Below are 26620 nucleotides of genomic sequence, written 5' to 3'. Positions count from 1 at the left end.
GTCGGCGCATCGGCAATGGCCGGGATTGTTGTAAAACTCCAGATAACAGATTCACTCGAACCTCCAGCATTCAAAGCAAAAACACGCCAGAAATAGTTAGTATTATTGGCTAAGTTATTAGGAATGGTTATGGTGCTAATTAAATCGGTTTGAGTATCGATGATATTAGTAAAACCAATGTCTGTCGCAACTTCTAAAGTATAAGAATCAACCTCAGAAACGGCATTCCAAGTTAAGCTTACATCTAAAGCAACATCTGTGGCTGAATCTAATGGGGAAACTAAAGTCGGCGCATCTGCAATGGCCGGAACTGTGGTAAAACTCCAGATAACAGATTCACTCGAACCGCCTGCATTCACTGCAAATACGCGCCAGAAATAGTTGGTGTTATTGGCTAAGTTATTTGGTGTTGCACTGGTACTTGTAAGATCGGATTGAGTATCGATGATATTAGCAAAGGCAATATCTGTTGCAATTTCAATAGTATAAGAATCAACCTCAGAAACGGCATTCCAAGTTAAGCTTGCATCTAAAGCAACATCTGTCGCTGTATCTAACGGTGATACTAAAGTTGGCGCATCGGCAATGGCAGGAACTGTGGTAAAACTCCAAATTGTAGATTCACTCGAACCTCCAGCATTCACTGAAAATACTCTCCAGAAATAGTCGGTATTATTAGCTAAGTTATTAGGAATGGTTGTGGTATTAGTTAGATCGGTTTGAGTTTCAACAATGTTGGCAAATGCAATGTCTGTCGCAACTTCTAAAGTATAAGAATCAACTTCAGAAACGGCATTCCAAGTTAAACTTACATCTAAAGCAACATCTGTCGCTGAATCTAAAGGGGAAACTAATGTTGGAGCATCGGCAATGGCAGGAACTGTGGTAAAATTCCAAATTGTAGACCATGGTCCAAATCCCACATTGTTTTCTCCACGAATTCTCCAATAATAAGTTTGTGATTCCATTAATTCTGGAAGTGTTAGCGAGATATTACTAAGATCTGATTCGTTCAGAATTAAAGTATTAAAATTAGTATCGGTTGATACCTGAACGGAATAAGAATTGGTATTACTTAAAGAATTCCAATTTAAAACCGCATCGGTATCCACATTTATTACATTATTAAATGGAGAAACTAGAATAGGTTGTGCCATTGGGGGCGCTAGGGAAAGATTATATATCTCTGAAGCATCTAATGCAACATTATAGATATATACATCATCAATAGATCCTGAAAAACCTCTATAACCATTACTTCCTGATCCAATGGTCAATGGTAATTGATTTGAATTAATCCATTGATAACTACTTAAATTCTTAACATTATTTTCAATTCCGTTAATGTAGATCTTCATTATCTGGCCATTAAAGGATGCAGCTACATGCATCCAAGTATTCCCATTTGTTGGATATGGGGTTTGAGATTCAATTCTGAAATCATTTTCAGAAGACTCCTGATTAAATCTAAAAAACACTACACCTCCACTAGATAGAGATAGCTCATAACCATCTATAGCATCACTTTCTGCTTTCTTAATTAGATATTGGGTTGCGCGCTTCGCTGGTTTAATCCATGCTGCAACAGTTATCTGTTGTGAAATATTTAAAGATTGATCATTCGGCACGGTAACGTATTGATTATTGCCATTAAGACCAAGTGCAAAGCCTCCCCCTCCTGGTACCCAAGTTGGATTTCCAATAAAACTTGCATCATTCTCATATTCAGAGGAATCTTCTAAAATAGAACCTGTACCCTCATTCATTTTCCAGTTGGCTGCCAAGGTAAAAGGCGTTTCGGAAGCAATCGTAGTGAAATTTCTAATCTCAGACCAATTACTATTACCAAATGAATTTGATGCTCTTACACGCCAATAGTATTTAGTATTTCCATTTAAACCCACAACATTAAAAAACGTCTGGTTTATATTATTCTGTTCAAGTATAATATTAGAAAAGCTCTGGTTTAAGGCAACTTGTACATGATAATTAGAAGATCCGGCTGATGCATTCCAGCTAAGGACCGGTGATATGGAAATTTCTTCTGAATTATTCTCAGGTGAACTTAAAACAGGAATTTCCGGAATTGTTGAAAGGTTATCTTCTGAAGCTAGTACTCCTACCGCACTGGTTTCACTTGATGCCAAAATAACCACCTCAGAAGTAAAATTTCCTTTATTACTGGTTGCATTGTTATATGTACCACTAATTAAATTCAATTGTGATCCGAATTGAATATTATTACTTTCAGACTCTTTATAAACAATATTACCTCCACCATCCTGTGTTGTATAAATAACTCTTACTTTATTTCTTGATTCATTAAGAATTATTAGAGGCCTAGTTCCTTTATTTGAAACTGGATGTAAATTATCCCACGTCCCATTTGGACGCCTTACCAATAATCCTATTTCTGGGTAATTTGTATTTTCATAACTTGTTTTAATGGCACAATAAAGTGTTCCATCTGTTGCAGCTGCAAGATTTAAATGATCATCTGCCATTCCTCCCCCAATATTTAGGGCAGATTGTTCTGCAGGTATTTCTATCGCCGACCAATTATTAGCATTCGCACCATCATTATGAGTTCTAAACCCAAATCTTCTTGTTATTTGATTAGACCAAAACACCCCAACTTTTCCAGGTAAAGTGATTACTGAACAGATATCATCTCCACTGATATTTGGAGCAACAATTATCCTATTATTCCATGTATTATATGGAGGATCGCTCCACCGTACGTAAACATTATCATCCTCAACTCCATTATAATCAAAATCCTCTGGATCATCATCTCCATTAAATGCCACCCACATACGGCTTTGAGAATCTATATCTAAGGTTGCCGTTTCTACATCATCATCCAGCCATAAATAAACCATAGAGCCTCTTACAGACCAAGGTTGATAATTTCCCGTACCAGCATTGTACTCCAACGAAACCAATTCTGCACCATCACCTGTGAGTAAAATAATATGGGCAACATTTCCAACTATTTTACTATCTGCTTTAGTAAATGGGCTCGATGAAATTTGTGAAGAAATTATCCAGTTATTTCCCTGTAAGCGCCATAAAAATGTTCCTGCAGAGTTTGGTAAAATTGCCCAATGACTACCTCCATAAAACCAAACTTTGGATTGAGGTTTTTCACCAGTATTAGTAGATATACTTACTGGATTTAGAGGAGTTATAGAATTAAACCCCTCCTGCGCGCTCGTTTGTGAAATCCCAAATAGCGCGAGAATTATAAAAAATGTATAATTCTTCATGTCCAAATCTGTAATTAAATAAACATGTAAACAGTCTCTAACTGTTATAAATAAAAAGAAGTGGGGTATTTAAGATTAACCTAATATAAACTAGTCATGACTTTAAAAAACTAGATTTTTTTAAGTTAGAAAAGAAGTTAGCTATTATACTTCTTGTAGTTCTACCATCTTCTTGAACTTGAGTGAAGAGGAAACCAAATTTTCAAATTTACCTTCATCTATAATTTTTCCATTATTGAGAAGGAAAATATAATCGGCATTTCTTATAGTGGAAAGTCTATGAGCAACAATTATCATGGTGTAATTTCCGTGAAGATTTTCAAGTCCTTTTTGGATATATTCTTCAGTTTCTGAATCTAGGGAGGAAGTTGCTTCATCTAGAACTAAAATATCAATATCCTTATATAATTCCCGAGCAATAGAAATCCTTTGTTTTTGTCCACCACTAAGATTAATCCCATTATGCCCTAGAAGCATATTCTCTTTTTCTTCTAGGTTTTGGATAAATTCATAAATTGAAGCTTGTTTAATAGCCCATTCAAACCGAGCTAAATTTTTAGGGGTTGGAGCTGCCCAAAAGCTTATGTTATTATAAATGGTATCGTTAAATATTACAGGCTCTTGAGTAATATAGCCTATCCTTTTCTGAAATTGTTTCAAATTAAGCTCTGTTGCTTTTATTCCATCCACTAACATTGTTCCTTCATTTAATCCCATTAATCCTGTTAAAATATTTATTAAAGTGGTTTTTCCACTTCCGCTTTGACCAACTAAAGCAACTGTTTGATTTTTTTTAATTTCAAGATTTATATTTTGTAAAATAGATTGATTGGAATAATAAAAACCTGCATTGTGTAATTGAATGGATCTTTTAAATCTTTTAAATTTTCGTTCTCCTTTTTTCTCTTCATAGCTTTTTAATTCCGATTCAAAACTGGTCATATTTTCCATTGATCCAGAAACTTCAAGATATTTATTGTAATGAGTTTGAAGAAGAATCATAGCAGAAAGTGCACGATAAAAAAACAAGAGACTTATTAAAATAGGGCCTAATGATCCTCCTAAGAAATTTACTTGGATCAAAATTACAGTACTCACTATTAAAATTAAAACGGGTTCTCTAATAGAATTAATAATGGCGCCCAGCTTCCCAATGGTCTTATTACTTTTTTCAATAAGATGGATTGTATTCTTTAATTTTTTGTTGTAAGGCTTAACGTAACCAGTCGCTTTTAGGTATTTAAAATTAGATACTAGTTGAAGAATTAGGCCTTGATAATGATTTCTACCATAGGTTAGTTTGCGAGATGTTATTTTAGTTGTTAAATAAAGTCTCCTATAAATAAAATTTGTGAGTCCTCCACCAACACAGATCAGTAAGGCAAATTTAGCATCTATGAAAAATGCAAAAAGCATATAAACCCCAATTAATGCTATTTGCTGAAATGCTCCAAAATAACTTTGATAAGCAAGAGATATTCTACTAACCTCTCCAGACATTGTATTTTGAATTCTACCAGCATCTGCTTTTACAAAATTAACATAAGACATTTTTGCAAGAGCCTTGGTTAAACCGATTCTTATAGACCTTACGAAATAATGTCTTAGATTTACTTCGTACATACTGCTGAAATATTGTATAACTCCTTTTAGAATGAAAAACAAACTCATAACTAAGAGAATGCTGAATAAATTTATATCTAAGCCAGTAGAGATGATGGCATCCATTAGAAATTGTATTTTCCCTAAACCCTCATTATCAGACATAGACGCATCGTCTACCATTTTTAAAAGGGGTAGAAACATAGCCAATCCAAAACCATCTAAAACCCCAACCCCAATACTTAATGCCATAGCTATAAATATGCGATACCCTAGCCTTGAGTAGAAATAGATAAAACTGCTGAAATATTTTTGAATACTCTGGTGCATCTTTTATTATTACTTAATATCCATTAGAAATTTAACCTTAAAGGCAGGCTTAAGCTGAGTCTCTTTGATTTTTTAGGTCTGTTATTACAGTTTGATTATTAATATTAAGTTCCTTAAGCATTCTACCTATTCCTTCTTCTAAACTAACACTAGCTTTCCAGCCCATTTTTAAAAGTTTAGAAGAATCTGTTACTTTTCTAGGCGTGCCTTCTGGTTTTTGTGAATTGAAGTATAGCTCTCCATTATATCCTAATATTTGTTTTATAAGACGGGCCAGGTCTCCTATAGAAATCTCCTTCCCTGTTCCTATATTTAGATGAGTATTTCTAACTTCAACATTAGGCCCACTAGGTATTAAATCACTAAAATTTATATTTTCCATAATATAAATACAAGCCTCCGCCATATCTTCGCTCCAAAGAAATTCTCTCAATGCATTACCACTTCCCCAAATTTCCACTTGAGAGAATATTTTGTCCTCGGAAATACTACGATGAAGACTTATTCCATATTTTTTAAGAACCTCAAGGATTTCTTCATCAGAACTTTTGCTATTTACCTTATCAATAGGTCTCTTCCCTAGATCATCTCTTAATTTCTCCCAATCATTTTCTTCTAAAGCTTTGGCTAAATAAATCTTACGCAATATTGCTGGAAGCACATGAGATGTTTCAAGGTTATAATTATCCTTAGGACCGTAAAGGTTTGTTGGCATTACAGATATGAAATTAGTCCCATACTGAAGGTTATAGCTTTCGCACATTTTTATTCCTGCAATTTTTGCTATTGCATATGGCTCATTGGTATATTCTATTTCACCAGTAAGTAGATATTCTTCTTTTATAGGAAGTCTGCAATTTTTTGGATAAATACAGGTGCTTCCTAAAAAGAGTAATTTCTTAACTTTATTAAGGTAGCTATGATGTATAATATTGGTTTGAATCATGAGATTCTCATAAATAAAATCTGCTCTATATTTATTATTTGCTACGATCCCTCCAACTTTTGCAGCAGCCACAAAAACATAATCTGGCTGTATTTTTGAGAAAAAATTAGATACTTCTATACAATCTACCAAATCCAATTCTGTACGTGTTCTAGTAATAATATTAGTATATCCTTTTTCCTTCAACTGTTTAAGTATTGCACTACCTACAAGACCTCGGTCTCCAGCTACAAATATTTTAGCGTTTTTCTCCATAATATAATCTCATTTATATTTATTCATGAAAATTTAAAACCTTAAATCCACCCTCTTTTAAAAAATATTCCTTTCGCATTAATTCCATATCACTGTCCATCATTTCTTTCACTAAACTACATAAAGAATACTCTGGAAACCACCCCAACTTACAGTTGGCTTTTGAAGGATCTCCAATTAAAAGATCCACTTCTGTAGGTCTAAAATATCTAGGATCTACCGCTAAGACTTCCATCCCTTCATTTAATTGATAATCTACATTAGTACAATTTTTCACGTAAGCTTTTTCTTTAATTCCCTCGCCTCTAAATTCTAATTCTATTCCAATTTCATTAAAGGCCATACTCACAAAATCCCGAACACTTGTTGTTGTCCCTGTAGCTATAACCCAATCCTCTGGAGTTTCAGCTTGAAGAACCATCCACATAGCTCTTACATAATCCTTAGCATGCCCCCAATCTCGTTTGGCATTTAAATTTCCTAAATACAATTTATCTTGTAGACCTAAAGCAATTCTTGAAACTGCGCGTGTTATTTTTCTGGTAACAAAAGTCTCCCCTCTAATAGGGGATTCATGGTTAAATAATATCCCGTTACAGGCAAATAAGTTATATGCTTCCCTATAATTTACAGTTATCCAATAAGCATATAATTTTGCAACTGCATAAGGACTTCTAGGATAGAAAGCAGTAGTTTCAGATTGAGGAACTTCTTGAACTTTTCCATACATTTCTGAAGAGGAAGCTTGATAAATTTTTGTTTTCTTTTCTAATCCTAATAATCTCACCGAATCCAAAATTCTCAAAATGCCTAATCCATCTGTATTTCCAGTATATTCCGGGATCTCAAAAGAAACCTGAACATGGCTCATAGCAGCTAGATTATAAATCTCATCTGGTTGTATTTTTTTTATAAGTCCCATTATTGAGATTGAATCTGCCAAATCACTATAATGTAAAATGAAATTCCTGTCCTCTACATGCGGGTCTTGATATAGGTGATCTATTCGTTCCGTATTAAATTGAGAAGTTCTTCTTTTTATTCCATGAACTTGGTATCCTTTTTTTAATAATAAATCGCTTAAATACGCGCCATCTTGGCCAGTTACTCCTGTGATTAGTGCTGTTTTCATATTCCTCTTTTAATTATTGATGCTATCTTAATTTGATATACCGATAGGATACAGATTGGATTGTCCCGCTTAGATTCACGTTTATTGAAAATGAATAAGGAGAGGAATTAAAAAAACCTATCAAGCAAGTTCTTTAATTCTAACACTAACAATGCATCCAAGGGTATCTAAAATTAAACTCAGTCTATTTGAGCCTACATGCTTTACTATTCCTTTTTGGTCTTTAAATGCTCCAGACGTGATTTGCACTCTTTGACCTGAATATAAATTATTGATTTTAAATTCCTCATAACAATCATCATCCAACCAATTCTTAATTGTATCAATTTCTTTATCCTTTACAATAGCCGGTTTTCCCAACCAATATAAATATCTAACCGTGCCGGGATATTGAAAAACTCTCTCTCTTTCTTTCTCACTTACCCGAACAAATATGTAGGATTTAAACAAAGGCACTTCTATTTTTTTTATTCTATCACTCCACTGTTTAACCTCAATTATTGTGGGACAGTAGTTTTCAATATTAGCAGCCTCAAGAGATTTAGATACTTTTTTTTCTGATCTAGGTTTAGTATAAAGTACGTACCACATTGTAAAATAGAATTTTAGCTTAAGTTGTTATAAATGCCTATTTCTAAAGACATCTCATGTTTACTTAAATTGATCTTTTAACCAATATTTGTATTTCGAATTAAACCCTTATATCTATTAACTGGGTTAGAATTAATTGATAGCATAATAAAAAACATGGGGTTTAGAATAATTGGCAGGATTTGCCGGGAAAGTTGATGTAATTTGTTGTCATCCAATATATTATTAATCCAACCCCAAGGGTATATTAAAAACTTTAAATAGTGAAAATATTAATGTGTTGTGGGGTGAGGGGGGGTAATATGTCCTATAAATAATCATAGCTTCGCTTGGTAAGTCCCATAAATGAGATTTACGAATTACATATAATTGTTAGGGATATTAGGGAAACTAATGCGCGATTCTGAGTAGAGTAAATTTCAAATCGCTTTTATTAGTAGAACTAATTTATTGATTACGATAAATTTAACAATAGGAAATATGTTAAATTTTTAAATGATCTTTGTAAGAATTATAACTAATTATAATTTTTTCAGATTATTATTAAAATTAATTGTTCTAGAATGTTTATTTCACAATTTAATTGATTTTTTGATATTGCGAATTATTGATTTCCCATGAAAAGGAAAAATTCTAACTCCATAGTTTCAAATAATAAGAAAAAACTGTTACCGTTATCGCCAATAAATGCATTTCATCTAATTAATTCTTTTTAAGGATATGTAAGAAATGTTTTAAACCAAATATTTGCCATAAAATAAAGCAGAAATGTCTTTACTAACTTTAATAATGTATTTAAAACTATATGAAGTTAGGACTATAAATCACATTAATTCTTTCATTTAAGTGTACTGTTTTGTGTTCTTCATTAACTATAAAGCATTCACGTTTTCATAATTACCATCTGCCTAGCAAAAGCTTCCCTTCATCGTATTTTTAACTACTTAATTCTCTAACAGCCATATATTTGAGCTATCTAAGAAATAAGAATGCAGGATACTATTTTAAAGGAAGATAAGCTTGTTGTAGTTACAGGTAAATTAATATCTGAAAATGTTAGTGAGGTTCAGGAAAATCTCGACAAAGCACTCTACCAAACAACAAAACTCATTTTGGATATTTCTGAATTAAAAAAACTAGATGTTATAGGTGTATATATGCTACTTATTTTAAAGAAGAAAGCAGAAATGTTTGGAAAGCAAATTGTGATACTAAATAAAGATAATGAGATCGTTTCCGAAGCAGTTATAAACTCTGGATTAAAGAATATTATTGACGTGATTTAATTCCTTAAAGAAATATATCCCTAATGTATTTTGGAATTAGATCTCGTTGATAAATAAAAAAGCCTGTTGAATTATCAACAGGCTTTTTTAATAAAAGAAAATTAAATTAATAATTATTTCTTCTCAATAATAGGTTCATTCAACTTTTTACTCAATTCCATAGATATAGATGAGCGGTCAAAAGTGATTTTCCCAGCACCAGTTTCAATTATAACTGAATTGTTTTTTTCGCTAAAGTCAACTATTTTACCATGCATCCCACTTTTAGTGATTACTCTATCACCTTTTTTAAGCTCGGCTGCAAAAGACTTTTCTTGTTTAGCGCGTTTCATTTGTGGGCGTATCATAAAGAAATACACAACCACAAACATTAATATTATTGGTGCAAATTGGGTTAATTGTTCCATAAATTATTTTAAAAGTTTTGTTTATCCAGCAGTTTCTTCTTCACCACCTTCAACAAAAGCTTTGATTCTTATTTGTTCTGATCCGTTTTCTGTGTTAGCAGTTACGGTAACAGTTTTAGTTACTTGACCTTGTCCAGATCCATTAAATTTAACTAACATTTCTCCAGATTCTCCAGGAGCGATAGTTTCATTTTTTGGGTAAGTTGGCACAGTACATCCACATGTACTAGTAGCATTAGTAATTACCAATGGTCCTTCCCCTGTGTTAGTGAACTTAAAAACATGCTCTTGTGGAGCACCTTTTGCAATGTTCCCAAAGTCGAATTCCTCTTCTTCGAAGGTAAGTTCTCCAAAAGCAGCAACTTGAGCATCGCGCTCTGCCGCAGTTTCCACATTTTCTGCTTTCACCTTACTGGAAGCATCATCTTTACAGGAAGTAAAGAATAATGCACCAACAGCTGCTATCATTAAAATTCCTTTTTTCATAATATGTTAATTTAAATTAAAAGTTAAAAATAATAAATTTTCTCGACTACATAAGACCTCGGCCCATTTTATTTAAACGGTTTTGCTCTTGATATTCCTTAGACAATTTATCAAGTATCCCATTTATAAAAATACTACTCTTTGGAGTGCTGTATTCTTTTGCAACTTCTAAATATTCATTGATACTAACTTTTACGGGAATGGAAGAGAAATGAAGTAATTCACAAATTCCCATTTTAATAAGAATAGTATCTATTTCTGCAATTCGTTCTTTATCCCAGTTTGGGGTTTTATCCACCATTTCTTTTGCCAAGTCTTCATCATTTGCTAAAGCCTTTCTAAATAACTTTGCAGCAAATTCTTCATCATCTGGACTCTTAAAAAGTTTTGGGATCTTAGCGTCTTCTGGAGTATTTTCCTTTAGTTTATTTAAATACTTTAATATGGCAGTATTAACTAAAGGCAGATCATCTAGCCAAGTTAATTTAGTATCCTCTATATAATCGTAAAGCTTATCATTAGGAGCAATAAATTCCCTAAGTAAAAGAATAATAAAATCTTTATCTTCTTTAAAAGTAGATTCACGAGTAGTCATGTAACTTTCGAAAGCATCACTATTGCGAATTTCCTCCCAAAGAATTGCCACATATTCACTATCTCGTTTCCAATGAGTAATCCCGCGTTCTTCCCAAGCATCTTGTAAATACTGATTATTTTCCAGAATTTTTATAACTCTGTTATCTACGAATTTTTTATTGGGATCCATTTCCTCTTGGGTTGGAAGAAATTTCTTTGAGGATTTTTCCAAATAATTTTCTGAATAGGATTTAATTTCAGTGATTAGTTTGAGCATTAATAAAAACAGATCGTACATTTCTAACATACTTTTCTGAAGAAATTTTTCCTCTGTACTGAAGTTTTTGTTTTCACTTTGATGGAATGCATAGAGTGATTGCATTACCTTAACTCGAATATGTCTTCTGGTTAACATGGCTGTAAAAGAACGTTATAAAATTAGCAAGGCGAAAAGAATTCTCTTTCGCCCTGCAAAAATAAGATTTATTTCAAACTACTTACTTCAAATTCTCCCTTTTTCTGTCATCAATTCGCTGTTGTGCGATTTTTAGAGCAGCATGGTGGGTAGTTATTGATTGAGCTTCTGCAGTTTTAAGAATTTCTAGGGTTGTATTATAAATGTTTTCAGTCTTACGAATGATCTCTTGCTTGCCATAACCTTCTAATTCGGCATACACATTAATGATCCCTCCTGCATTTATCAAGAAATCTGGAGCATATACGATCCCTCTTTCCTGTAATAATAATCCATGAGTATTTTCATTTTGCAATTGATTGTTTGCAGCACCGGCTACTACTTTAGCTTTGATTCTATGAATGGTCTCATTATTAATAGTTGCACCTAATGCACAAGGAGCGTAGATATCCACTTCTGCATCATAAGGATCTTCTGTATAAATAGTCACTCCATATTTTGCGCTAACCTCTTCCAATCTGGTAGGATTAATGTCGCTAATATATACAATAGCACCTTCATTGGTTAAATGCTCTACTAAAGCTTCTCCTACATGTCCAATTCCTTGAACAAGTACTTTTTTACCATCAAGATCATCAGATCCAAATTTATATTTAGCGGCAGCTTTCATTCCCATAAAAACGCCATAAGCAGTAATAGGTGAAGGATTCCCTGCTCCTCCTTTAGACTCGGATATTCCAGTTACATACGGTGTAACTTCCCTAACTATATCCATATCTTCAGTATCCATTCCTACATCTTCTGCAGTGATGTATTTACCGCTTAATGAATGAACAAATTCACCGAATTTTCTCATTAACTCTGGTGTCTTTTGAGTTTTTGCATCACCAATAATTACAGCCTTACCTCCACCTAGATTTAAACCTGTAATTGCACTTTTAAAGGTCATCCCTCTAGATAGTCTTAATGCGTCATTCAAGGCATCCCATTCGCTATTGTAATTCCACATTCTAGTTCCTCCTAAAGCAGGTCCTAAAACAGTATTATGAATTCCAATTATTGCCTTTAAACCTGTATCTTTGTCATTGCAAAAAACCACTTGTTCATGATTATCAAAAGACAGTTGCCCAAAAACAGGCGCAGTTTTTTTAAGGTCTTCAGCAGCTAAAACGTCAACTTGCATAAATTTTAAATTTAAATTTAGATTTTTATGTTTTCGAAAAAATCAATGGGCAAAATTAACTAATATTTTAATTTTCACAGTCAATTCGATTGTTAAAATGCGAATACTGTAAGAATCATAGGGTACAACACTACATGAAAGAACTACAACACCTCAATAAATATTTTCTCAAATATAAATGGCATATGTTGCTTGGGCTATTAATAACTATAGCTGCAAGAATATTCACTTTATATCCCATTCAATTTATAGGAAATTCCACCACGGCGATAGAAAGTTATATTAAGGGAGAAATAACCGATCCGGCGCAATTAAGAGAAGAATTGTTTTATAATATCCTTCTTATAATAGGAGCGAACTTAGTAGCGGCGGCATTAACATTTATAATGCGCCAAACATTTATTGTTGCATCCAGACGCATGGAATACGATCTAAAAAATGAGATCTACCAACAATACCAAAGGCTTTCATTAAACTTCTATAAAAAGAACCGTACAGGAGATCTAATGAATAGAATAAGTGAAGATGTCTCTAAGGTAAGGATGTACCTCGGACCTGCTATTATGTACAGTATTACCACGCTTACACTTTTTGTAGTTGTAATTTGGTATATGGTTAATACTGCCCCATTATTAACACTATATACTTTAGCGCCACTTCCCTTTCTGTCTTTTGCAATCTATAAGTTAAGTGTGGCTATTCACAATAGAAGTACCATTGTGCAACAGTATCTTTCTAAATTAAACACTTTTACTCAGGAAACATTTAGTGGGATCTCTGTTATTAAATCTTACGGATTAGAACCCCAAACCAATCAAAACTTTGAAGTGCTTTCTAATGGAAGCAAGGAGAAAAACCTTAATCTGGTTAAAGTACAAGCTTTCTTTTTCCCCTTAATGGTACTTCTTATTGGAGTAAGTAACACCGTTGTAATTTATATTGGTGGGAAACAGGTAATAAGTGGAGAGATCGAGAATATAGGGATCATTGTAGAATTCCTTTTATATGTAAATATGCTAACCTGGCCTGTAGCTATTGTTGGGTGGGTTACTTCTATAGTACAACAAGCAGAAGCTTCCCAGAAGCGTATTAACGAATTCTTGAAGCAAGAACCTCAAATTAAAAATCATCAGGAAAATTCAGCGGAAATTCAAGGGAATATCGAATTCAAAAATGTGACTTTTACTTATGAAGACACAAACATCACCGCTCTTAAAAATATTTCCTTTAAAGTAAATCGAGGGGAAACTTTAGCTATTATAGGAAAAACAGGTTCTGGAAAGTCTACTATTTTAGAGCTTATAGGTAGATTGTACGATGTGGACCAAGGAACAATCCTTATGGATGGAGAGAATATTCAGGATCACAACCTTTATAATTTAAGAGACAGTATTGGTTATGTACCGCAAGATGCTTTTCTATTTAGTGATTCCATTCGAAATAACATTATGTTTGGTAATACTAACGCAACAGAAGAAGAAGTTATAGAAGCAGCAAAAAATGCATCTGTCCATAAAAACATTTTAGGATTTAGCAAAGGTTATGATACTGTTCTTGGAGAAAGAGGAATCACACTTTCTGGAGGGCAAAAGCAGCGAGTTTCCATTGCAAGGGCAATTATTCACGATCCTCAGATTCTACTTTTTGACGATAGTCTTTCCGCAGTAGATACAGAGACAGAAGAAGAAATATTACAGAATTTATTTAAAATCTCTGAAAGTAAAACCACAATTATCGTGAGTCATAGGATCTCTTCAGTAAAAAATGCCGACCGAATAATAATTCTACAGGACGGTGCTGTGGTACAAGAAGGGAAGCATCAAAAATTAATTCAGGAGGAAGGATACTACAAGGAACTTTATGCAAAGCAACTAAGTGAAAAAGAAATGTGAAAATATGTTGTGAAATGTTAATTTTTTTTAGATTTTTGACCTAGTTAAATAAAACAACAAAGATTTATTTTATGAATGAAAATGGAATGATGGAGAAAGATGAAATATTCTCTAAAGTATTAAGAGCCGGAAGACGTACATACTTTTTTGATGTAAGAGCTACCAAAGCAGATGATTATTATCTTACTATTACTGAGAGTAAAAAATTCACTAATGCAGATGGATCTTTTCATTACAAAAAACACAAGATCTACTTATACAAAGAAGATTTTGACGGTTTTGCAGAGATCTTAAATGAGATGACTAGCTATATTGTTGATGAAAAGGGGCAAGAAGTGATAAGTGATAAGCATCAGAAAGATTTCAAAAAAGATTACCAAGAAGATGAAGTGTCTGTAGATGCTACACCTTCTCCAGATAAATTTACAGATATTAGCTTTGAAGATATATAAGCTAAAAAGTAATTAAACTGAAACCGCCTCAAGAAATTGAGGCGGTTTTTTTATATTAGAGCATCAAACAATTCCAATTCATGAAATATCTGTATTTAATTCTTTTCCTAGCTTTTTCTCTTAATGCAAATGCTCAAGAAAATCTAGACCTTTCCTATTATCTTCCACAAGACATATCTTATAACCCAGAAATAACTACACCACAGGAAATCTTGGGATATATCCCTGGAGAATGGCATGTAACCCATGATCTATTGGTTTCTTATATGCGCACACTTGCTTCTGAATCTCCAAGAATCACGATAGAAAATAGAGGAACTACTTTTGAAGGAAGACCACTGCTATTATTAATAATCACTTCTGAAGAGAATCAGAAAAACATAGAAACAATACGTGAGGATCATGTGAATCTAACCGAAGCAAATAGTGAGGATTTAAAGACCGAAGAGATGCCAATTGTGGTATATCAAGGATTTTCTATTCATGGGAACGAGCCAAGCGGATCTAATTCGGCTTTATTAGTCGCATATTATTTAGCCGCAGGACAAGGTGAGAAAATAGATGAACTTCTTAAAAATACAGTGATCTTGTTTGATCCTTCCTTAAATCCAGATGGACTACAACGTTTTGCCTATTGGGCAAACACAAATAAAAGCAAGAATTTAAATCCAGATCCTCAAGACAGAGAATTTAGTGAAGTTTGGCCAGGCGGAAGAACAAATCATTATTGGTTTGATATGAATCGGGATTGGCTACCGGTACAATTACCAGAATCTAGAGCACGGATTGCAACTTTTCATAAATGGCAACCAAATATTCTAACAGATCACCATGAAATGGGCTCTAATTCTTCCTTTTTCTTTCAACCAGGAATCCCTTCCAGAACACATCCACTTACACCTCAAATGAATCAAGATCTTACAAGGGAAATAGGGACTTACCATGCAAAAGCATTAGATAAGATTGGCTCCTTATATTATACTCAAGAGGATTACGACGATTTTTACTACGGAAAAGGCTCTACGTTCCCAGATATCAATGGAAGTATTGGAATATTATTTGAACAAGCAAGCTCTAGAGGCCATGTTCAAGAAACAGATAATGGCTTATTAACTTTCCCGTTTACTATTAGAAACCAGTTTACTGCTGCTTTATCTACTTTAGAAGCTGCAGGAAATATGAGAAGTAAGATTTTAGATTATCAGCGTTCATTCTATAAGAACTCCAGTGATACCATGGGAAAAGACGCCTATGTTTTTGGAAGCGAAAAAGATAAAAACAAGGCTTATTATTTAGCTGAAATTTTAAAACGCCAACAAGTGGAGATCTATGAGATTAAAGAAGACTTCGAACTTAATGGCAAGAACTTTAAAAAAGGTGCTGGATACATAATTCCGAAAAATCAGAAACAACATAGGCTTGTAGAAGCGATGTTCGAGAAAAGAACTTCATTTACAGATAGTTTGTTTTACGATATTTCTGCCTGGTCTTTTCCTTTAGCATTCGATCTTGATTTCAATAATAGTGTTCCAACTAAATATACTGGTGGAAGAATAGATAGCCTACAAAAACCCGCTATCAATTCTCTAATCAAAAGTGACTATGCCTACCTTATGGAGTGGCACGACTACAATACGCCAAAAGCCCTAAATCTAATTTTAGAAAAAGGTCTTCGGGCGCAGGTTGGTATGAAAACCTTTGAAGCAGACAATAAGAAATATGATTATGGAACTATCCTGATCTCTGTTCAGAATCAAAAAATGAATGCTACAGATATCTTTAATTTCTTAACCGAAGTTTCTGAAAAATCGAATGTTTCCATAACTGGAGTTGGTACTGGGCTTACAAAAGGAATTAACTTAGGGAGTAATTATTTTAGATCTTTAGAACCTCAAAAAGTAGCTATTATAGTAGGTGAAGGCATTACTCCTTACGATGCGGGAGAGATCTGGCATTTGTTCGATCAGCGGTATGATATGAATATCACCAAACTGGATACCCGAAATTTTGGAAGAGCAGATCTTAGTAAATACACAGATATTATATTGCCAAATAGTTGGGGCAGCGCTTTAGATAAAAATGACACTGAAAAAATTAAAGATTGGGTAAAAGATGGCGGTACATTAATAGGGTATAAAAATGCTGCAAAGTGGTTCAACTCCAACGGATTTATGAAACTAGAGTTTTTAGAGAACAAATTGAAGGCTGAAAATATAAGTTTCGAGCAACGCAATGATTTTAGAGGAGCACAAGGAATTGGCGGAGCTATTTTTGAAGCAACTCAAGATAGATCACATCCTATTAATTTTGGATATTCAGACAATAAGATCGCTTTATTTAGGGATACTACTATTTTTATTAAAGCTGATTCAACGAGTTACAAGAACCCAATAAAATATACTAACAAACCTCTCTTAAGTGGGTATATAAGCAAACCGAATTTAGACTTATTATCCAACACGATTCCATTTAAACAAGTAGGAATGGGCCGTGGAAATGTGATTCTATTTACAGATAACACCAATTTTAGAGGCTTCTGGTATGGAACAAATAAGTTGTTAATGAACGCCATATTCTTTGGAGATGAGATGTAATTTAAAATAAAGCTTTTAATCCAAAAATGGCCCTTTATTTTATCACATCAAGTAGAGTCAAGGTGTTTTTATGTTTTTTTTCTATTTTGCACTGAAACTTGAAACATGAAACATGAAATACTTTTCAACCTCATCAGCCAATTCTAAGTCCATTTTCTACTTTAAAATCGGGATTTAAAAGAACAATGTCATTTTTAGGGCCTACAGCTCCTAACACCAAACATTCACTCATAAAATCTGCGATCTGTTTCTTAGGAAAGTTAACCACGGCTACAATTTGTTTTCCTAATAGACTTTCTTTAGAATAACGATTAGTTATTTGGGCAGAGGTTTTTTTAATACCTAAATCAGTTCCAAAATCGATTTCCATTTTATATGCAGGTTTATTTGCTTTGGGGAAATCTTGAACATCTAATATAGTTCCAACCCTAATTTCTACTTTTTCAAAATCATTCCAGCTTATTTCCATGTATTCTATGTTTATTCTTAAATTGAAGTGCTAATCTAATATAGCAACTATTAGCATTTAGATTAAAGATATTAAATTTGTTAGCATCTTAAAATTCAACTATGTCCTTAACACCCTCCAATATGCTTCCCTTAGGAACCAAAGCACCAGATTTTACACTTACAGATGCTGTAACTTCCAACATATTTAGCCTATCCGATCTTAAAGGAGAAAAAGGAACTGTGATCATGTTCTTAAGTAATCACTGTCCTTTTGTAAAACATGTTAATGATGAAATTGTGAGAGTGGCCAACGATTATAGAGTGACTGGCTTTGGTTTTGTTGCTATTATGAGTAATAATGTTGAAGATACTCCAGATGATCATCCGGATCTTATGTGGAAAAATGCAAGGAAATACCATTATCCTTTTCCATATTTATATGATCAGACTCAGGAGGTTGCAAAGGCTTATGACGCCGCATGCACTCCAGATTTTTATTTATTTAATTCTGAATTGAAATTGATCTATAGAGGACAATTGGATAATTCGCGCCCTGGGAATGGTATTCCAGTAAACGGAAGAGATCTAAGGGAGGCCTTAGATTCAGTTTTAAATAACCGAAATGTGCCCGAACCACAAAAGCCAAGTATTGGTTGTAATATTAAATGGAAAGAATAATTCTCTTCTCCCCTATTACTACAAATAAATATTAGCAGGCTTAAATTGATAAGAACTTAACAGCTTCTCGTTTTGATATTGTGTAACTTTAAAGTTCATATATTAAAAATGAATTTTTATGAGCACAATAAAATTAGGAGATAAAGCACCAAATTTTGATGCAGAAACTTCAGAAGGAAAATTAAATCTTTATGATTATTTAGGGGATAGTTGGGGAATTCTTTTCTCGCACCCGGCAGATTACACTCCAGTATGTACTACAGAGTTAGGTACTGCTGCCAGATACAAGCCAGAGTTTGATAAGCGAAATGTTAAGATGATCGCACTTAGTGTAGACGGTGTAGAATCTCATAAAGAGTGGATCAAAGACATTAATGAAACTCAAAACACTACAGTCAATTTTCCGATAATTGCAGATGAAGATAGAAAAGTATCGGATTTATACGATATGATTCATCCAAATGCCAACGATACTCTTACGGTAAGATCTGTATTTATAATTGGGCCAGATAAAACCATCAAACTTTTACTAACCTATCCTGCAAGTACAGGGAGAAATTTTGATGAATTACTAAGAGTGATAGATTCATTACAACTAACAGCTTATAATAAAGTTGCAACTCCCGCAAACTGGAAGCATGGTGAAGATGTAGTTATTAGCCCATCGGTGTCTAATGAAGATGCTAAAACTATGTTCCCAAAGGGGTTTAAGGAAATAAAATCTTATTTAAGACTTACACCTCAGCCAGAACTTAAGAATAGCTAAAAAAAAAGAAGCCTCCTATGTTTAATTAAACAAAGGAGGCTTTTATAAATTAAATAGCTAAATTATTTAACTGCTACCAATTCTACATCAAAGATCAATGTCGCATTAGGAGGAATTGCTCCACCAGCACCACGTGATCCATAAGCTAAATGAGAAGGGATCACAAATCTTGCTTGGTCTCCAACATTTAATAGTTGAATACCTTCATCCCAACCTTGAATTACTTGACCTTTTCCTAATTTAAAATCTATTGGTTGATTTCGGGTGTAAGAAGAGTCAAAAACACTACCATCTGGTAGCATTCCTTTATAGTGAACAGATACAGTCTTGCCCTTTTGAGCCTGAACACCATCTCCTTTTTGCTCAATTTTATATTTAAGTCCGCTTGCAGTTTCTTCAAATCCCTGAGAAAGATTTCCCATTAATTCTTCTTGTTTCTTCTTTGCAGCTGCTTCTCTTTCTGCTTTTGCTCCATTAAAAGAGCGAAATTCTTCTACTCCATTAAATTTTTCAGCTTCAGCACCTTGTCTAATTATCTCAACTTTATCTAACATATCACCTTGAGCAATAGCATCTACCACATCTTGTCCTTCTACAACACTTCCAAAAACGGTATGCTTACCATCTAACCAAGGAGTTGCAATATGTGTAATGAAAAATTGACTTCCATTTGTACCAGGTCCAGCATTAGCCATAGAAAGTTTTCCCGGAGCATCATGAGTTAATTCTGGATGAATTTCATCTTCAAAGTTATAACCAGGCCCACCAGTTCCATTTCCTTTTGGGTCTCCCCCTTGGATCATAAAATCTGGTATCACTCTATGAAATTTCAAGCCGTTGTAATAAGGTTTCCCTTGAGGGATCGCTTTATTTTCTAAATTACCTTCTGCCAGTCCTACAAAATTCCCAACAGTTCCAGGTGTTTTTTCATTTTCCAATTTCACCAAGATCTCACCTTTTGAAGTGTGAAATTTGGCATACAATCCATCTTGCATAACGCTAATTTTTAATTATAGCTGCAAAGATAACAATTTGAAAAAGTATGGATGATAGGCTTAGGGAGATTTTAAGATTTAAATAGTATTTATTCTGAAAGTTTCAGGTTTGAGGTTTCGGATTTCAGGTTTCGAATTTCGGGTTTTGAATTTTAAATTCGGAAATTGGAATTAATTTGCTACTTCACTAATGAATTTAATTCGATATAGACGTAATTCTTCATCATCATAGTCTCCATCAAATTCCTCCAGTGCTTCTTCAATTTTATCTGATTGGGCTTCAAGAAAATAATCATGTATCTCTTCTTGTTGCTCTTCATCTAGGATATCATTAAGCCAGTAATCTATATTAAGTTTAGTTCCACTATATACAATAGCTTCCATTTCCTTAATAAATTCATTCATTTCCATTCCCTTTGCTGATGCGATGTCTGTTAAAGGCAATTTCCTGTCGACATTTTGAATTATGTACAGTTTTAGACCACTGTTAGATCCTGTAGATTTCACTATAAAATCATCTGGTCTAATTATATCATTTTCTTCTACATAATTATTGATGACCTCGATAAACTCTTGACCAAATTTCTTTGCTTTTCCTTCCCCTACTCCATGTATATTACTCAATTCTTCTATAGAAATTGGATATTTTAGAGCCATATCTTGAATAGAAGGATCTTGAAAAACTACAAAAGGAGGAACATTTTGCTTCTTAGCTACTTTCTTACGTAAATCTTTTAGAATTTTCACTAATTGCACATCGGCATCTACACTTCCTGCTTTGGGAGTATTTGTATCGTCTTGATAAAAGTCATAAATATGATCTTCCGTCATCATAAAAGAGCTAGGATTTTCAATAAAATCCTTTCCTTTTTCTGTAATTCTTACAACGCCGTAAGTTTCTATATCTTTTTTCAGCATTCCGGTAACCAAAACCTGACGGATAAGAGCTGTCCAATATAGAGCTTCTCTGTTTTTACCTTTACCAAAAAGAGGATGTTCATCTGTTTTGTGTGAAAGGATCAAAGCATTAGCTTTTCCAATCAGAGTGTTTACAACTTCTTTTGCCTTATATATTTGATTTGTTTCTTTAACTGTTTTCAGTAAAAGCACAACCTCCTCTTTAGCTTCGTGTTTCTTTTTAGGATTCTGGACATTATCATCCATGGAAGCACCTTCTCCAGTTTTCTCATCGAAATGTTCTCCAAAGTAATGAAGCAAGAATTTACGACGAGACATAGAAGTTTCTGCATATCCAACCACTTCTTGCAGCAATGCATGCCCGATCTCCTGTTCTGCAACAGGTTTACCGCTCATGAATTTTTCTAGCTTCTCTATATCTTTGTAGGCATAATAAGCTAAGCAATGACCTTCGCCCCCATCTCTACCTGCCCTACCAGTTTCTTGATAATAACTTTCTAAACTCTTTGGGATGTCATGATGGATCACAAACCTCACATCTGGTTTATCTATCCCCATTCCAAAAGCAATAGTTGCCACTACAACATCTATGTCTTCCATAATGAACATATCCTGATGTTTGATACGGGTTTTTGCATCTAAACCGGCATGGTAAGGAACCGCTTTAATTCCATTTACCTGAAGTGCTTGTGCTAGTTCTTCTACACGCTTTCTACTTAAACAATAAATAATTCCAGACTTCCCATCGTTTTGCTTAACGAAACGTATAATATCTGAATCTACATTTTTGGTTTTCGGCCTTATTTCATAATACAAATTAGGGCGATTAAAACTCGCCTTAAAGGTCTTAGCATCTGTTATCCCAAGGTTCTTAAGAATATCCTCTTGTACTTTTGGGGTTGCTGTAGCTGTAAGTCCTATAATTGGAATATTATCTCCAATTCGCTTTATAATATGTCTTAAATTCCTATATTCTGGTCTAAAGTCATGACCCCACTCACTTATACAATGAGCTTCATCTACCGCCATAAAAGAGATCTTAACCCCTCTTAAAAATTCCACATTCTCTTCTTTTGTTAGAGATTCTGGGGCGACATATAATAGTTTGGTTACACCATTGGTAATATCCTCCTTCACTTGCTTGATCTCAGACTTATTTAAAGAAGAGTTTAGCACATGCGCAATCCCATATTCAGAAGAAATCCCGCGAATAGCATCCACTTGATTTTTCATTAGTGCAATTAAAGGCGAAACCACTATGGCCGTTCCTTCTTCAATTAAAGCTGGGAGTTGGTAACAAAGTGACTTCCCACCACCGGTAGGCATTATAACAAAAGTATTGTGTTTGTTTACAATACTTTTAATCACTTGTTCTTGAAGGCCTTTGAATTGACTAAATCCAAAGTACTTTTTAAGTTGTTGGTGTAAATCGATTTCGGTAGAGCTCATTAAATCGTGTTACAATTTTATTTACATTTGCATTAATAAAGATACATATTTCTTTAAGATTCACAATTCATAATTCTACAAATTTGAAACTAGAAGAAAAAATCCTTTCTGTTGCCAAAGAAACTATTTCGATTGAAGCAAAAGCGATTGCAAACCTTGAAAGTCTACTAGATAAAGATTTTTCAGATGCTGTTGAATGCATTTATAATTCAAAGGGTCGAGTAATTATTACAGGAATAGGGAAAAGTGCAATTATTGCAAATAAAATAGTCGCAACTTTAAACTCTACAGGTACTCCTTCGGTATTCATGCATGCAGCCGATGCTATTCATGGGGATCTTGGAACTATACTTACAGATGATGTGGTGATATGTATTTCTAAAAGTGGTAATACTCCAGAGATCAAAGTCTTAGTTCCATTAATTAAAAATTTCAATAATAAACTCATAGCAATTACAGGAAATAAAGATTCATTCTTAGGATTGCAATCCGACTTTGTTTTGAATGCGTTTGTAGAAATGGAAGCTTGTCCAAATAATTTGGCGCCTACCACTAGCACCACGGCACAACTTGTATTAGGAGATGCCCTGGCAGTTTGTTTATTAAATCTAAGAGGCTTTACAAGTAAAGATTTTGCCAAGTACCATCCAGGAGGAGCTTTAGGTAAAAAATTATATTTGCGAGTTAGTGATATCACTGCTCAAAACCAATTACCACAAGTAGCGCCTAATACAAACGTAAGAGATGTGATCATTGAGATCTCCGAAAAAATGCTAGGAGTAGCTGCCGTAATAGAAGAAGGAAAAGTTATTGGGATCGTTACAGATGGAGACATACGTAGAATGTTGAGGAATAATGATGCCTTTATACACCTTACTGCTTTGGATATCATGAGTAAAGATCCAAAAACGGTAGCTCAGGACATGATGGCAGTAGAAGCTTTAGCTATTTTAGAAAAAAATAAAATCTCTCAACTTATTGCTGTTGAAGATGGTAAATATGCGGGAATTGTGCATATTCATAACTTAATACGAGAAGGAATTATATAATGGGAAAAGTTAGTCAGCCGGAAGAAGAGATGTCTTTTCTGGATCATTTAGAAGATCTAAGATGGCATTTAATAAGATCTACATTGGCAGTGCTAATTGCAGCAACTATTGCATTTTTAGCTAAAGGATTTATTTTTGATGTGCTACTTTTTGGGCCAAGTAAAGCAGATTTCTGGACATATGATCTTCTTTGTAAAATCACCTCCTTTTTTGGGGTAGATGGAGGGTTTTGTAACAACGTCATGCCTTTCTCTATTCAGAGTAGAACAATGGGAGGTCAATTCTCCGCTCATATTTGGGTAGCTATTACTGCAGGATTTGTGATTGCTTTTCCATATGTGCTTTATGAATTCTGGAAATTTGTTGCTCCTGCAATGAAGGAAAACGAACGCAGCAATTCTCGAGGATTTATATTCATTTCCTCCCTTTTATTCTTTCTAGGAGTACTTTTTGGATACTACGTAATCACCCCTTTGTCCATTAATTTTTTAGGAAAATATCAAGTAAGTGAACTCGTCTTAAATGAATTTGATCTTAGCAGTTATATAAGTCTTGTTAGAGCTTCGGTAATAGCAAGTGGCTTAATATTTGAGTTACCGATTGTGATTTTCTTTTTAACGAAGGTAGGAGTACTTACCCCAGATTTTTTAAGGAAATACAGGAAATATGCGCTTATCGGGGTGTTGATACTTTCAGCAATTATAACTCCTCCAGATATTGTGAGCCAAATAATTGTAGCCATTCCTGTTTTGGTTTTATATGAAATAAGCATTTTTATATCGAAAATTGTTTATAAAAGACTTCAGAAAGAAGAAAGAGCAAATAAAAATAAATTAGCTAGAAAATAATAGAATGACAAATCAAGTTGAAGAGTTCAATGCATATAGAGAGCGCATGAACGATAAGATCTTAGGAGATAATAACAAGATCATAAAACGCATATTTAATCTAGACACCAATGCGTTTGCAGCAGGAGCTTTAGATGTAAAAACAAAGGAATTATTAGGTCTTGTAGCCTCTACGGTATTAAGATGTGATGATTGTGTGAAATACCATTTAGAAACATCTTATAAAGTTGGATTGAGCAAAGAAGAGGTTATGGAAGCCTTAAGCATTGCAACTTTAGTAGGAGGAACTATTGTTATTCCACACTTAAGAAGAGCTTATGAATATTGGGATGAACTGGAAACCATTAAAGATAAAGCCTAATATTTATAGTAATTCCATTATTACCTGTTTTTATAAATTTAACTTAGATCAATAAAAATATTCATGAAGTTAAAAGCCGAAAGTTTAGTAAAGTCATATAAAGGCCGACAGGTTGTGAAAGGGATCACTGTAGAAGTAAATCAAGGAGAGATCGTGGGCTTACTTGGGCCAAACGGCGCCGGAAAAACCACTTCTTTCTATATGATCGTGGGTCTAATAAAACCCAATGGCGGTACTATTTACCTGGATAACGAGAACATTACTAAATTCCCGATGTATAAACGTGCTCAATATGGTATTGGTTATTTAGCCCAAGAAGCTTCAGTATTTAGAAAACTGAGCATAGAGGATAATATAATGAGTGTTTTAGAGCTTACTAAATTATCCAAGAAGGAGCGACATCTAAAAATGGAATCTCTTATTGAGGAATTCGGACTTGGACATATTAGAAAAAGTAGAGGAGATCTTTTAAGCGGTGGAGAAAGAAGACGTACCGAAATTGCCCGCGCCCTAGCAACCGATCCAAATTTCATTCTTCTAGATGAACCATTTGCGGGAGTAGATCCTGTTGCGGTGGAAGATATTCAGCGAATCGTCGCCCAATTAAAAAATAAAAATATTGGTATTCTTATTACAGATCACAATGTACAGGAAACCCTTGCTATAACAGATAGAACTTATCTTATGTTCGAAGGGAACATTCTTAAACATGGTAGTCCAGAAGAATTAGCTGAAGACGAAATGGTTAGAAAGGTATACCTAGGCCAGAATTTCGAATTAAGGAAAAAGAAGATCTTCGATTAGTTATACTAGCTCCCGTCGTTTAGATTCCATTCCATTTGAAATTATTGATAGCAACACATAACTAGCTATTATAAGTGGGATGGCAATAAATTGGAAAAGGATGATCATGATTAAGCAGAATGCGATAAAAGAATATCTCAACTTATTTTTATTGAAAGACCAATCAGAAAATTTCAGCGCAAATAATGGAATTTCTGCATTTAGCATATAACAGCTAAAAAGAGTTAAACCAACCAAAAACCATTCATTAAGAATTAATGAGACTGCTATTGGATGAGGCTGATAGACCAAAATTAAAGGCAAACTTAAGATAAGCATGGCATTAGCAGGAGTTGGAAGTCCTATAAATGAATCGGTCTGACGTTCATCCACGTTAAACTTCGCCAATCTATAACCAGAAGCTACAACAATCAGTAAACCTACAATTGCCAAAAAAGGGATATTCCACTCTAACCAAGTATTGGCAGCATCAGCACTCCAACTATCTGACATTGGATCTAAAGTTCCAGGAAGTGCTCTCAAAAATAACTGATACATAATAATCCCAGGAACTAAACCACTAGTAATCATATCTGCTAAAGAATCTAGCTGCAATCCCACTTCGCTTTTCACATTTAAGGCTCGGGCAGCCAATCCATCAAAAAAGTCAAAAAATATCCCTAATCCCACGAACAATGCAGCCATTATGAGGTTACCTTGTACTGCAAAAATTACTGCTATGGTTCCGCATAACATATTAAGACCAGTAATTATATTAGGAATGTGTTTTTTTATGGACATGTGTATTATTTATTTTAGGCTTCTAAAGTAATTAATTGAAATTAAAGGAATCTAAAAATATTACAATTATAAGTAACTATTCAAAATCATTCAGATTATATATTCA

Annotated in this window: 23 protein-coding genes; 10 read left to right on the top strand and 13 right to left on the bottom strand. The window is 33.9% G+C overall.

Annotated features, from left to right (window positions below; translation table 11 throughout):
- The 5 genes from BC962_RS14040 to BC962_RS14020 form a co-directional block, all read right to left on the bottom strand.
- On the bottom strand, positions 1-3269 hold a 3269-nt coding region (locus BC962_RS14040), incomplete at its 3' end, for a LamG-like jellyroll fold domain-containing protein (protein ID WP_121346645.1).
- 144 nt (positions 3270-3413) lie between these two features.
- Positions 3414-5123 (bottom strand): ABC transporter ATP-binding protein, encoded by a 1710-nt coding sequence (locus BC962_RS14035; protein WP_245984217.1) that lies wholly within the window; start codon positions 5121-5123, stop codon positions 3414-3416.
- A 127-nt stretch (positions 5124-5250) separates the two neighbouring features.
- Positions 5251-6402: a GDP-L-fucose synthase family protein gene (locus BC962_RS14030; RefSeq protein WP_121346643.1), complete on the bottom strand. Its 1152-nt coding sequence runs from the start codon at positions 6400-6402 to the stop codon at positions 5251-5253.
- A gap of 19 nt (positions 6403-6421) precedes the next feature.
- Complete coding sequence (gene gmd / locus BC962_RS14025) at positions 6422-7534, bottom strand: GDP-mannose 4,6-dehydratase (RefSeq protein ID WP_121346642.1); 1113 nt, start codon at positions 7532-7534, stop codon at positions 6422-6424.
- A gap of 120 nt (positions 7535-7654) precedes the next feature.
- Positions 7655-8125 carry a UpxY family transcription antiterminator gene (locus tag BC962_RS14020; RefSeq protein ID WP_121346641.1) on the bottom strand — a complete coding sequence of 157 codons (471 nt, stop codon included), beginning with the start codon at positions 8123-8125 and terminating at the stop codon, positions 7655-7657.
- A 989-nt stretch (positions 8126-9114) separates the two neighbouring features.
- On the opposite strand from BC962_RS14020, the gene BC962_RS14015 reads away from it, so the two are divergent.
- Positions 9115-9411, top strand: coding sequence for an STAS domain-containing protein (locus BC962_RS14015; RefSeq protein WP_121346640.1), 297 nt, complete (start codon positions 9115-9117; stop codon positions 9409-9411).
- 113 nt (positions 9412-9524) lie between these two features.
- Here BC962_RS14015 and yajC read toward each other — a convergent pair whose 3' ends face one another.
- From yajC to BC962_RS13995, 4 genes are all read right to left on the bottom strand, one after another.
- Positions 9525-9818 carry a preprotein translocase subunit YajC gene (gene yajC / locus BC962_RS14010; protein WP_121346639.1) on the bottom strand — a complete coding sequence of 98 codons (294 nt, stop codon included), beginning with the start codon at positions 9816-9818 and terminating at the stop codon, positions 9525-9527.
- A gap of 21 nt (positions 9819-9839) precedes the next feature.
- Positions 9840-10304 (bottom strand): DUF1573 domain-containing protein, encoded by a 465-nt coding sequence (locus tag BC962_RS14005; protein ID WP_121346638.1) that lies wholly within the window; start codon positions 10302-10304, stop codon positions 9840-9842.
- A 46-nt stretch (positions 10305-10350) separates the two neighbouring features.
- Positions 10351-11295: a transcription antitermination factor NusB gene (gene nusB / locus BC962_RS14000; RefSeq protein WP_121346637.1), complete on the bottom strand. Its 945-nt coding sequence runs from the start codon at positions 11293-11295 to the stop codon at positions 10351-10353.
- Positions 11296-11377: 82 nt separating this feature from the next.
- Positions 11378-12478, bottom strand: a complete 1101-nt coding sequence (locus BC962_RS13995) for a Glu/Leu/Phe/Val family dehydrogenase (RefSeq protein WP_121346636.1) — start codon at positions 12476-12478, stop codon at positions 11378-11380.
- Positions 12479-12612: 134 nt separating this feature from the next.
- Here BC962_RS13995 and BC962_RS13990 point away from each other — a divergent pair, with 134 nt between their 5' ends.
- From BC962_RS13990 to BC962_RS13980, 3 genes are all read left to right on the top strand, one after another.
- Positions 12613-14370, top strand: coding sequence for an ABC transporter ATP-binding protein (locus BC962_RS13990; RefSeq protein ID WP_121346635.1), 1758 nt, complete (start codon positions 12613-12615; stop codon positions 14368-14370).
- Between the two features lie 71 nt (positions 14371-14441).
- Complete coding sequence (locus tag BC962_RS13985; RefSeq protein ID WP_121346634.1) at positions 14442-14822, top strand: PUR family DNA/RNA-binding protein; 381 nt, start codon at positions 14442-14444, stop codon at positions 14820-14822.
- A gap of 80 nt (positions 14823-14902) precedes the next feature.
- Positions 14903-17416 (top strand): M14 family metallopeptidase, encoded by a 2514-nt coding sequence (locus BC962_RS13980; RefSeq protein ID WP_121346633.1) that lies wholly within the window; start codon positions 14903-14905, stop codon positions 17414-17416.
- Between the two features lie 133 nt (positions 17417-17549).
- On the opposite strand, the gene BC962_RS13975 is transcribed toward BC962_RS13980, so the two are convergent.
- Entirely contained in the window at positions 17550-17885 is a 336-nt protein-coding gene (locus BC962_RS13975; RefSeq protein ID WP_121346632.1) for a tRNA-binding protein, read from the bottom strand.
- Between the two features lie 101 nt (positions 17886-17986).
- On the opposite strand from BC962_RS13975, the gene BC962_RS13970 reads away from it, so the two are divergent.
- Both BC962_RS13970 and BC962_RS13965 read left to right on the top strand, forming a co-directional pair.
- The gene (locus BC962_RS13970; RefSeq protein ID WP_121346631.1) at positions 17987-18544 is read left to right on the top strand and encodes a thioredoxin family protein; all 558 of its coding nucleotides are present in this window, start codon (positions 17987-17989) and stop codon (positions 18542-18544) included.
- A 118-nt stretch (positions 18545-18662) separates the two neighbouring features.
- The gene (locus tag BC962_RS13965) at positions 18663-19310 is read left to right on the top strand and encodes a peroxiredoxin (RefSeq protein ID WP_121346630.1); all 648 of its coding nucleotides are present in this window, start codon (positions 18663-18665) and stop codon (positions 19308-19310) included.
- Positions 19311-19372: 62 nt separating this feature from the next.
- On the opposite strand, the gene BC962_RS13960 is transcribed toward BC962_RS13965, so the two are convergent.
- Together BC962_RS13960 and BC962_RS13955 are read right to left on the bottom strand one after the other, a co-directional pair.
- Entirely contained in the window at positions 19373-20305 is a 933-nt protein-coding gene (locus BC962_RS13960; RefSeq protein ID WP_121346629.1) for a peptidylprolyl isomerase, read from the bottom strand.
- A 171-nt stretch (positions 20306-20476) separates the two neighbouring features.
- Complete coding sequence (locus tag BC962_RS13955; RefSeq protein WP_121346628.1) at positions 20477-22672, bottom strand: ATP-dependent DNA helicase RecQ; 2196 nt, start codon at positions 22670-22672, stop codon at positions 20477-20479.
- 83 nt (positions 22673-22755) lie between these two features.
- Between BC962_RS13955 and BC962_RS13950 the strand changes: the two genes are divergently transcribed.
- From BC962_RS13950 to lptB, 4 genes are all read left to right on the top strand, one after another.
- Positions 22756-23721, top strand: a complete 966-nt coding sequence (locus BC962_RS13950) for a KpsF/GutQ family sugar-phosphate isomerase (RefSeq protein ID WP_121346627.1) — start codon at positions 22756-22758, stop codon at positions 23719-23721.
- Entirely contained in the window at positions 23721-24569 is an 849-nt protein-coding gene (gene tatC / locus BC962_RS13945; protein WP_121346626.1) for a twin-arginine translocase subunit TatC, read from the top strand. Before BC962_RS13950 ends, tatC begins: the two co-directional genes overlap by 1 nt.
- Before the next feature lie 4 nt (positions 24570-24573).
- Positions 24574-24930 carry a carboxymuconolactone decarboxylase family protein gene (locus BC962_RS13940; RefSeq protein ID WP_121346625.1) on the top strand — a complete coding sequence of 119 codons (357 nt, stop codon included), beginning with the start codon at positions 24574-24576 and terminating at the stop codon, positions 24928-24930.
- A gap of 63 nt (positions 24931-24993) precedes the next feature.
- Positions 24994-25734 (top strand): LPS export ABC transporter ATP-binding protein, encoded by a 741-nt coding sequence (gene lptB, locus BC962_RS13935; RefSeq protein ID WP_121346624.1) that lies wholly within the window; start codon positions 24994-24996, stop codon positions 25732-25734.
- On the opposite strand, the gene BC962_RS13930 is transcribed toward lptB, so the two are convergent.
- A complete protein-coding gene (locus BC962_RS13930) occupies positions 25735-26514 on the bottom strand; it encodes a CDP-alcohol phosphatidyltransferase family protein (protein WP_121346623.1) in 780 nt (259 codons plus the stop codon).
- Positions 26515-26620 lie beyond the last annotated feature (106 nt).

The sequence above is a fragment of the Gillisia mitskevichiae genome (assembly GCF_003634585.1).
In the GTDB taxonomy this organism is placed as follows: domain Bacteria; phylum Bacteroidota; class Bacteroidia; order Flavobacteriales; family Flavobacteriaceae; genus Gillisia; species Gillisia mitskevichiae.
Note: the sequence above shows the minus strand (reverse complement) of the source record. Positions and strands in the feature narration are given on the sequence as shown.

Bases quoted from the DNA above. Each gene is read 5' to 3' on its own strand.
- BC962_RS14035 (WP_245984217.1), bottom strand. From the start codon at position 5,123: ATGGCATTAAGTATTGGGGTTGGGGTTTTAGATGGTTTTGGATTGGCT.
- BC962_RS14030 (WP_121346643.1), bottom strand. From the start codon at position 6,402: ATGGAGAAAAACGCTAAAATATTTGTAGCTGGAGACCGAGGTCTTGTA.
- gmd (WP_121346642.1), bottom strand. From the start codon at position 7,534: ATGAAAACAGCACTAATCACAGGAGTAACTGGCCAAGATGGCGCGTAT.
- BC962_RS14020 (WP_121346641.1), bottom strand. From the start codon at position 8,125: ATGTGGTACGTACTTTATACTAAACCTAGATCAGAAAAAAAAGTATCT.
- BC962_RS14015 (WP_121346640.1), top strand. From the start codon at position 9,115: ATGCAGGATACTATTTTAAAGGAAGATAAGCTTGTTGTAGTTACAGGT.
- yajC (WP_121346639.1), bottom strand. From the start codon at position 9,818: ATGGAACAATTAACCCAATTTGCACCAATAATATTAATGTTTGTGGTT.
- BC962_RS14005 (WP_121346638.1), bottom strand. From the start codon at position 10,304: ATGAAAAAAGGAATTTTAATGATAGCAGCTGTTGGTGCATTATTCTTT.
- nusB (WP_121346637.1), bottom strand. From the start codon at position 11,295: ATGTTAACCAGAAGACATATTCGAGTTAAGGTAATGCAATCACTCTAT.
- BC962_RS13995 (WP_121346636.1), bottom strand. From the start codon at position 12,478: ATGCAAGTTGACGTTTTAGCTGCTGAAGACCTTAAAAAAACTGCGCCT.
- BC962_RS13990 (WP_121346635.1), top strand. From the start codon at position 12,613: ATGAAAGAACTACAACACCTCAATAAATATTTTCTCAAATATAAATGG.
- BC962_RS13985 (WP_121346634.1), top strand. From the start codon at position 14,442: ATGAATGAAAATGGAATGATGGAGAAAGATGAAATATTCTCTAAAGTA.
- BC962_RS13980 (WP_121346633.1), top strand. From the start codon at position 14,903: ATGAAATATCTGTATTTAATTCTTTTCCTAGCTTTTTCTCTTAATGCA.
- BC962_RS13975 (WP_121346632.1), bottom strand. From the start codon at position 17,885: ATGGAAATAAGCTGGAATGATTTTGAAAAAGTAGAAATTAGGGTTGGA.
- BC962_RS13970 (WP_121346631.1), top strand. From the start codon at position 17,987: ATGTCCTTAACACCCTCCAATATGCTTCCCTTAGGAACCAAAGCACCA.
- BC962_RS13965 (WP_121346630.1), top strand. From the start codon at position 18,663: ATGAGCACAATAAAATTAGGAGATAAAGCACCAAATTTTGATGCAGAA.
- BC962_RS13960 (WP_121346629.1), bottom strand. From the start codon at position 20,305: ATGCAAGATGGATTGTATGCCAAATTTCACACTTCAAAAGGTGAGATC.
- BC962_RS13955 (WP_121346628.1), bottom strand. From the start codon at position 22,672: ATGAGCTCTACCGAAATCGATTTACACCAACAACTTAAAAAGTACTTT.
- tatC (WP_121346626.1), top strand. From the start codon at position 23,721: ATGGGAAAAGTTAGTCAGCCGGAAGAAGAGATGTCTTTTCTGGATCAT.
- BC962_RS13940 (WP_121346625.1), top strand. From the start codon at position 24,574: ATGACAAATCAAGTTGAAGAGTTCAATGCATATAGAGAGCGCATGAAC.
- lptB (WP_121346624.1), top strand. From the start codon at position 24,994: ATGAAGTTAAAAGCCGAAAGTTTAGTAAAGTCATATAAAGGCCGACAG.
- BC962_RS13930 (WP_121346623.1), bottom strand. From the start codon at position 26,514: ATGTCCATAAAAAAACACATTCCTAATATAATTACTGGTCTTAATATG.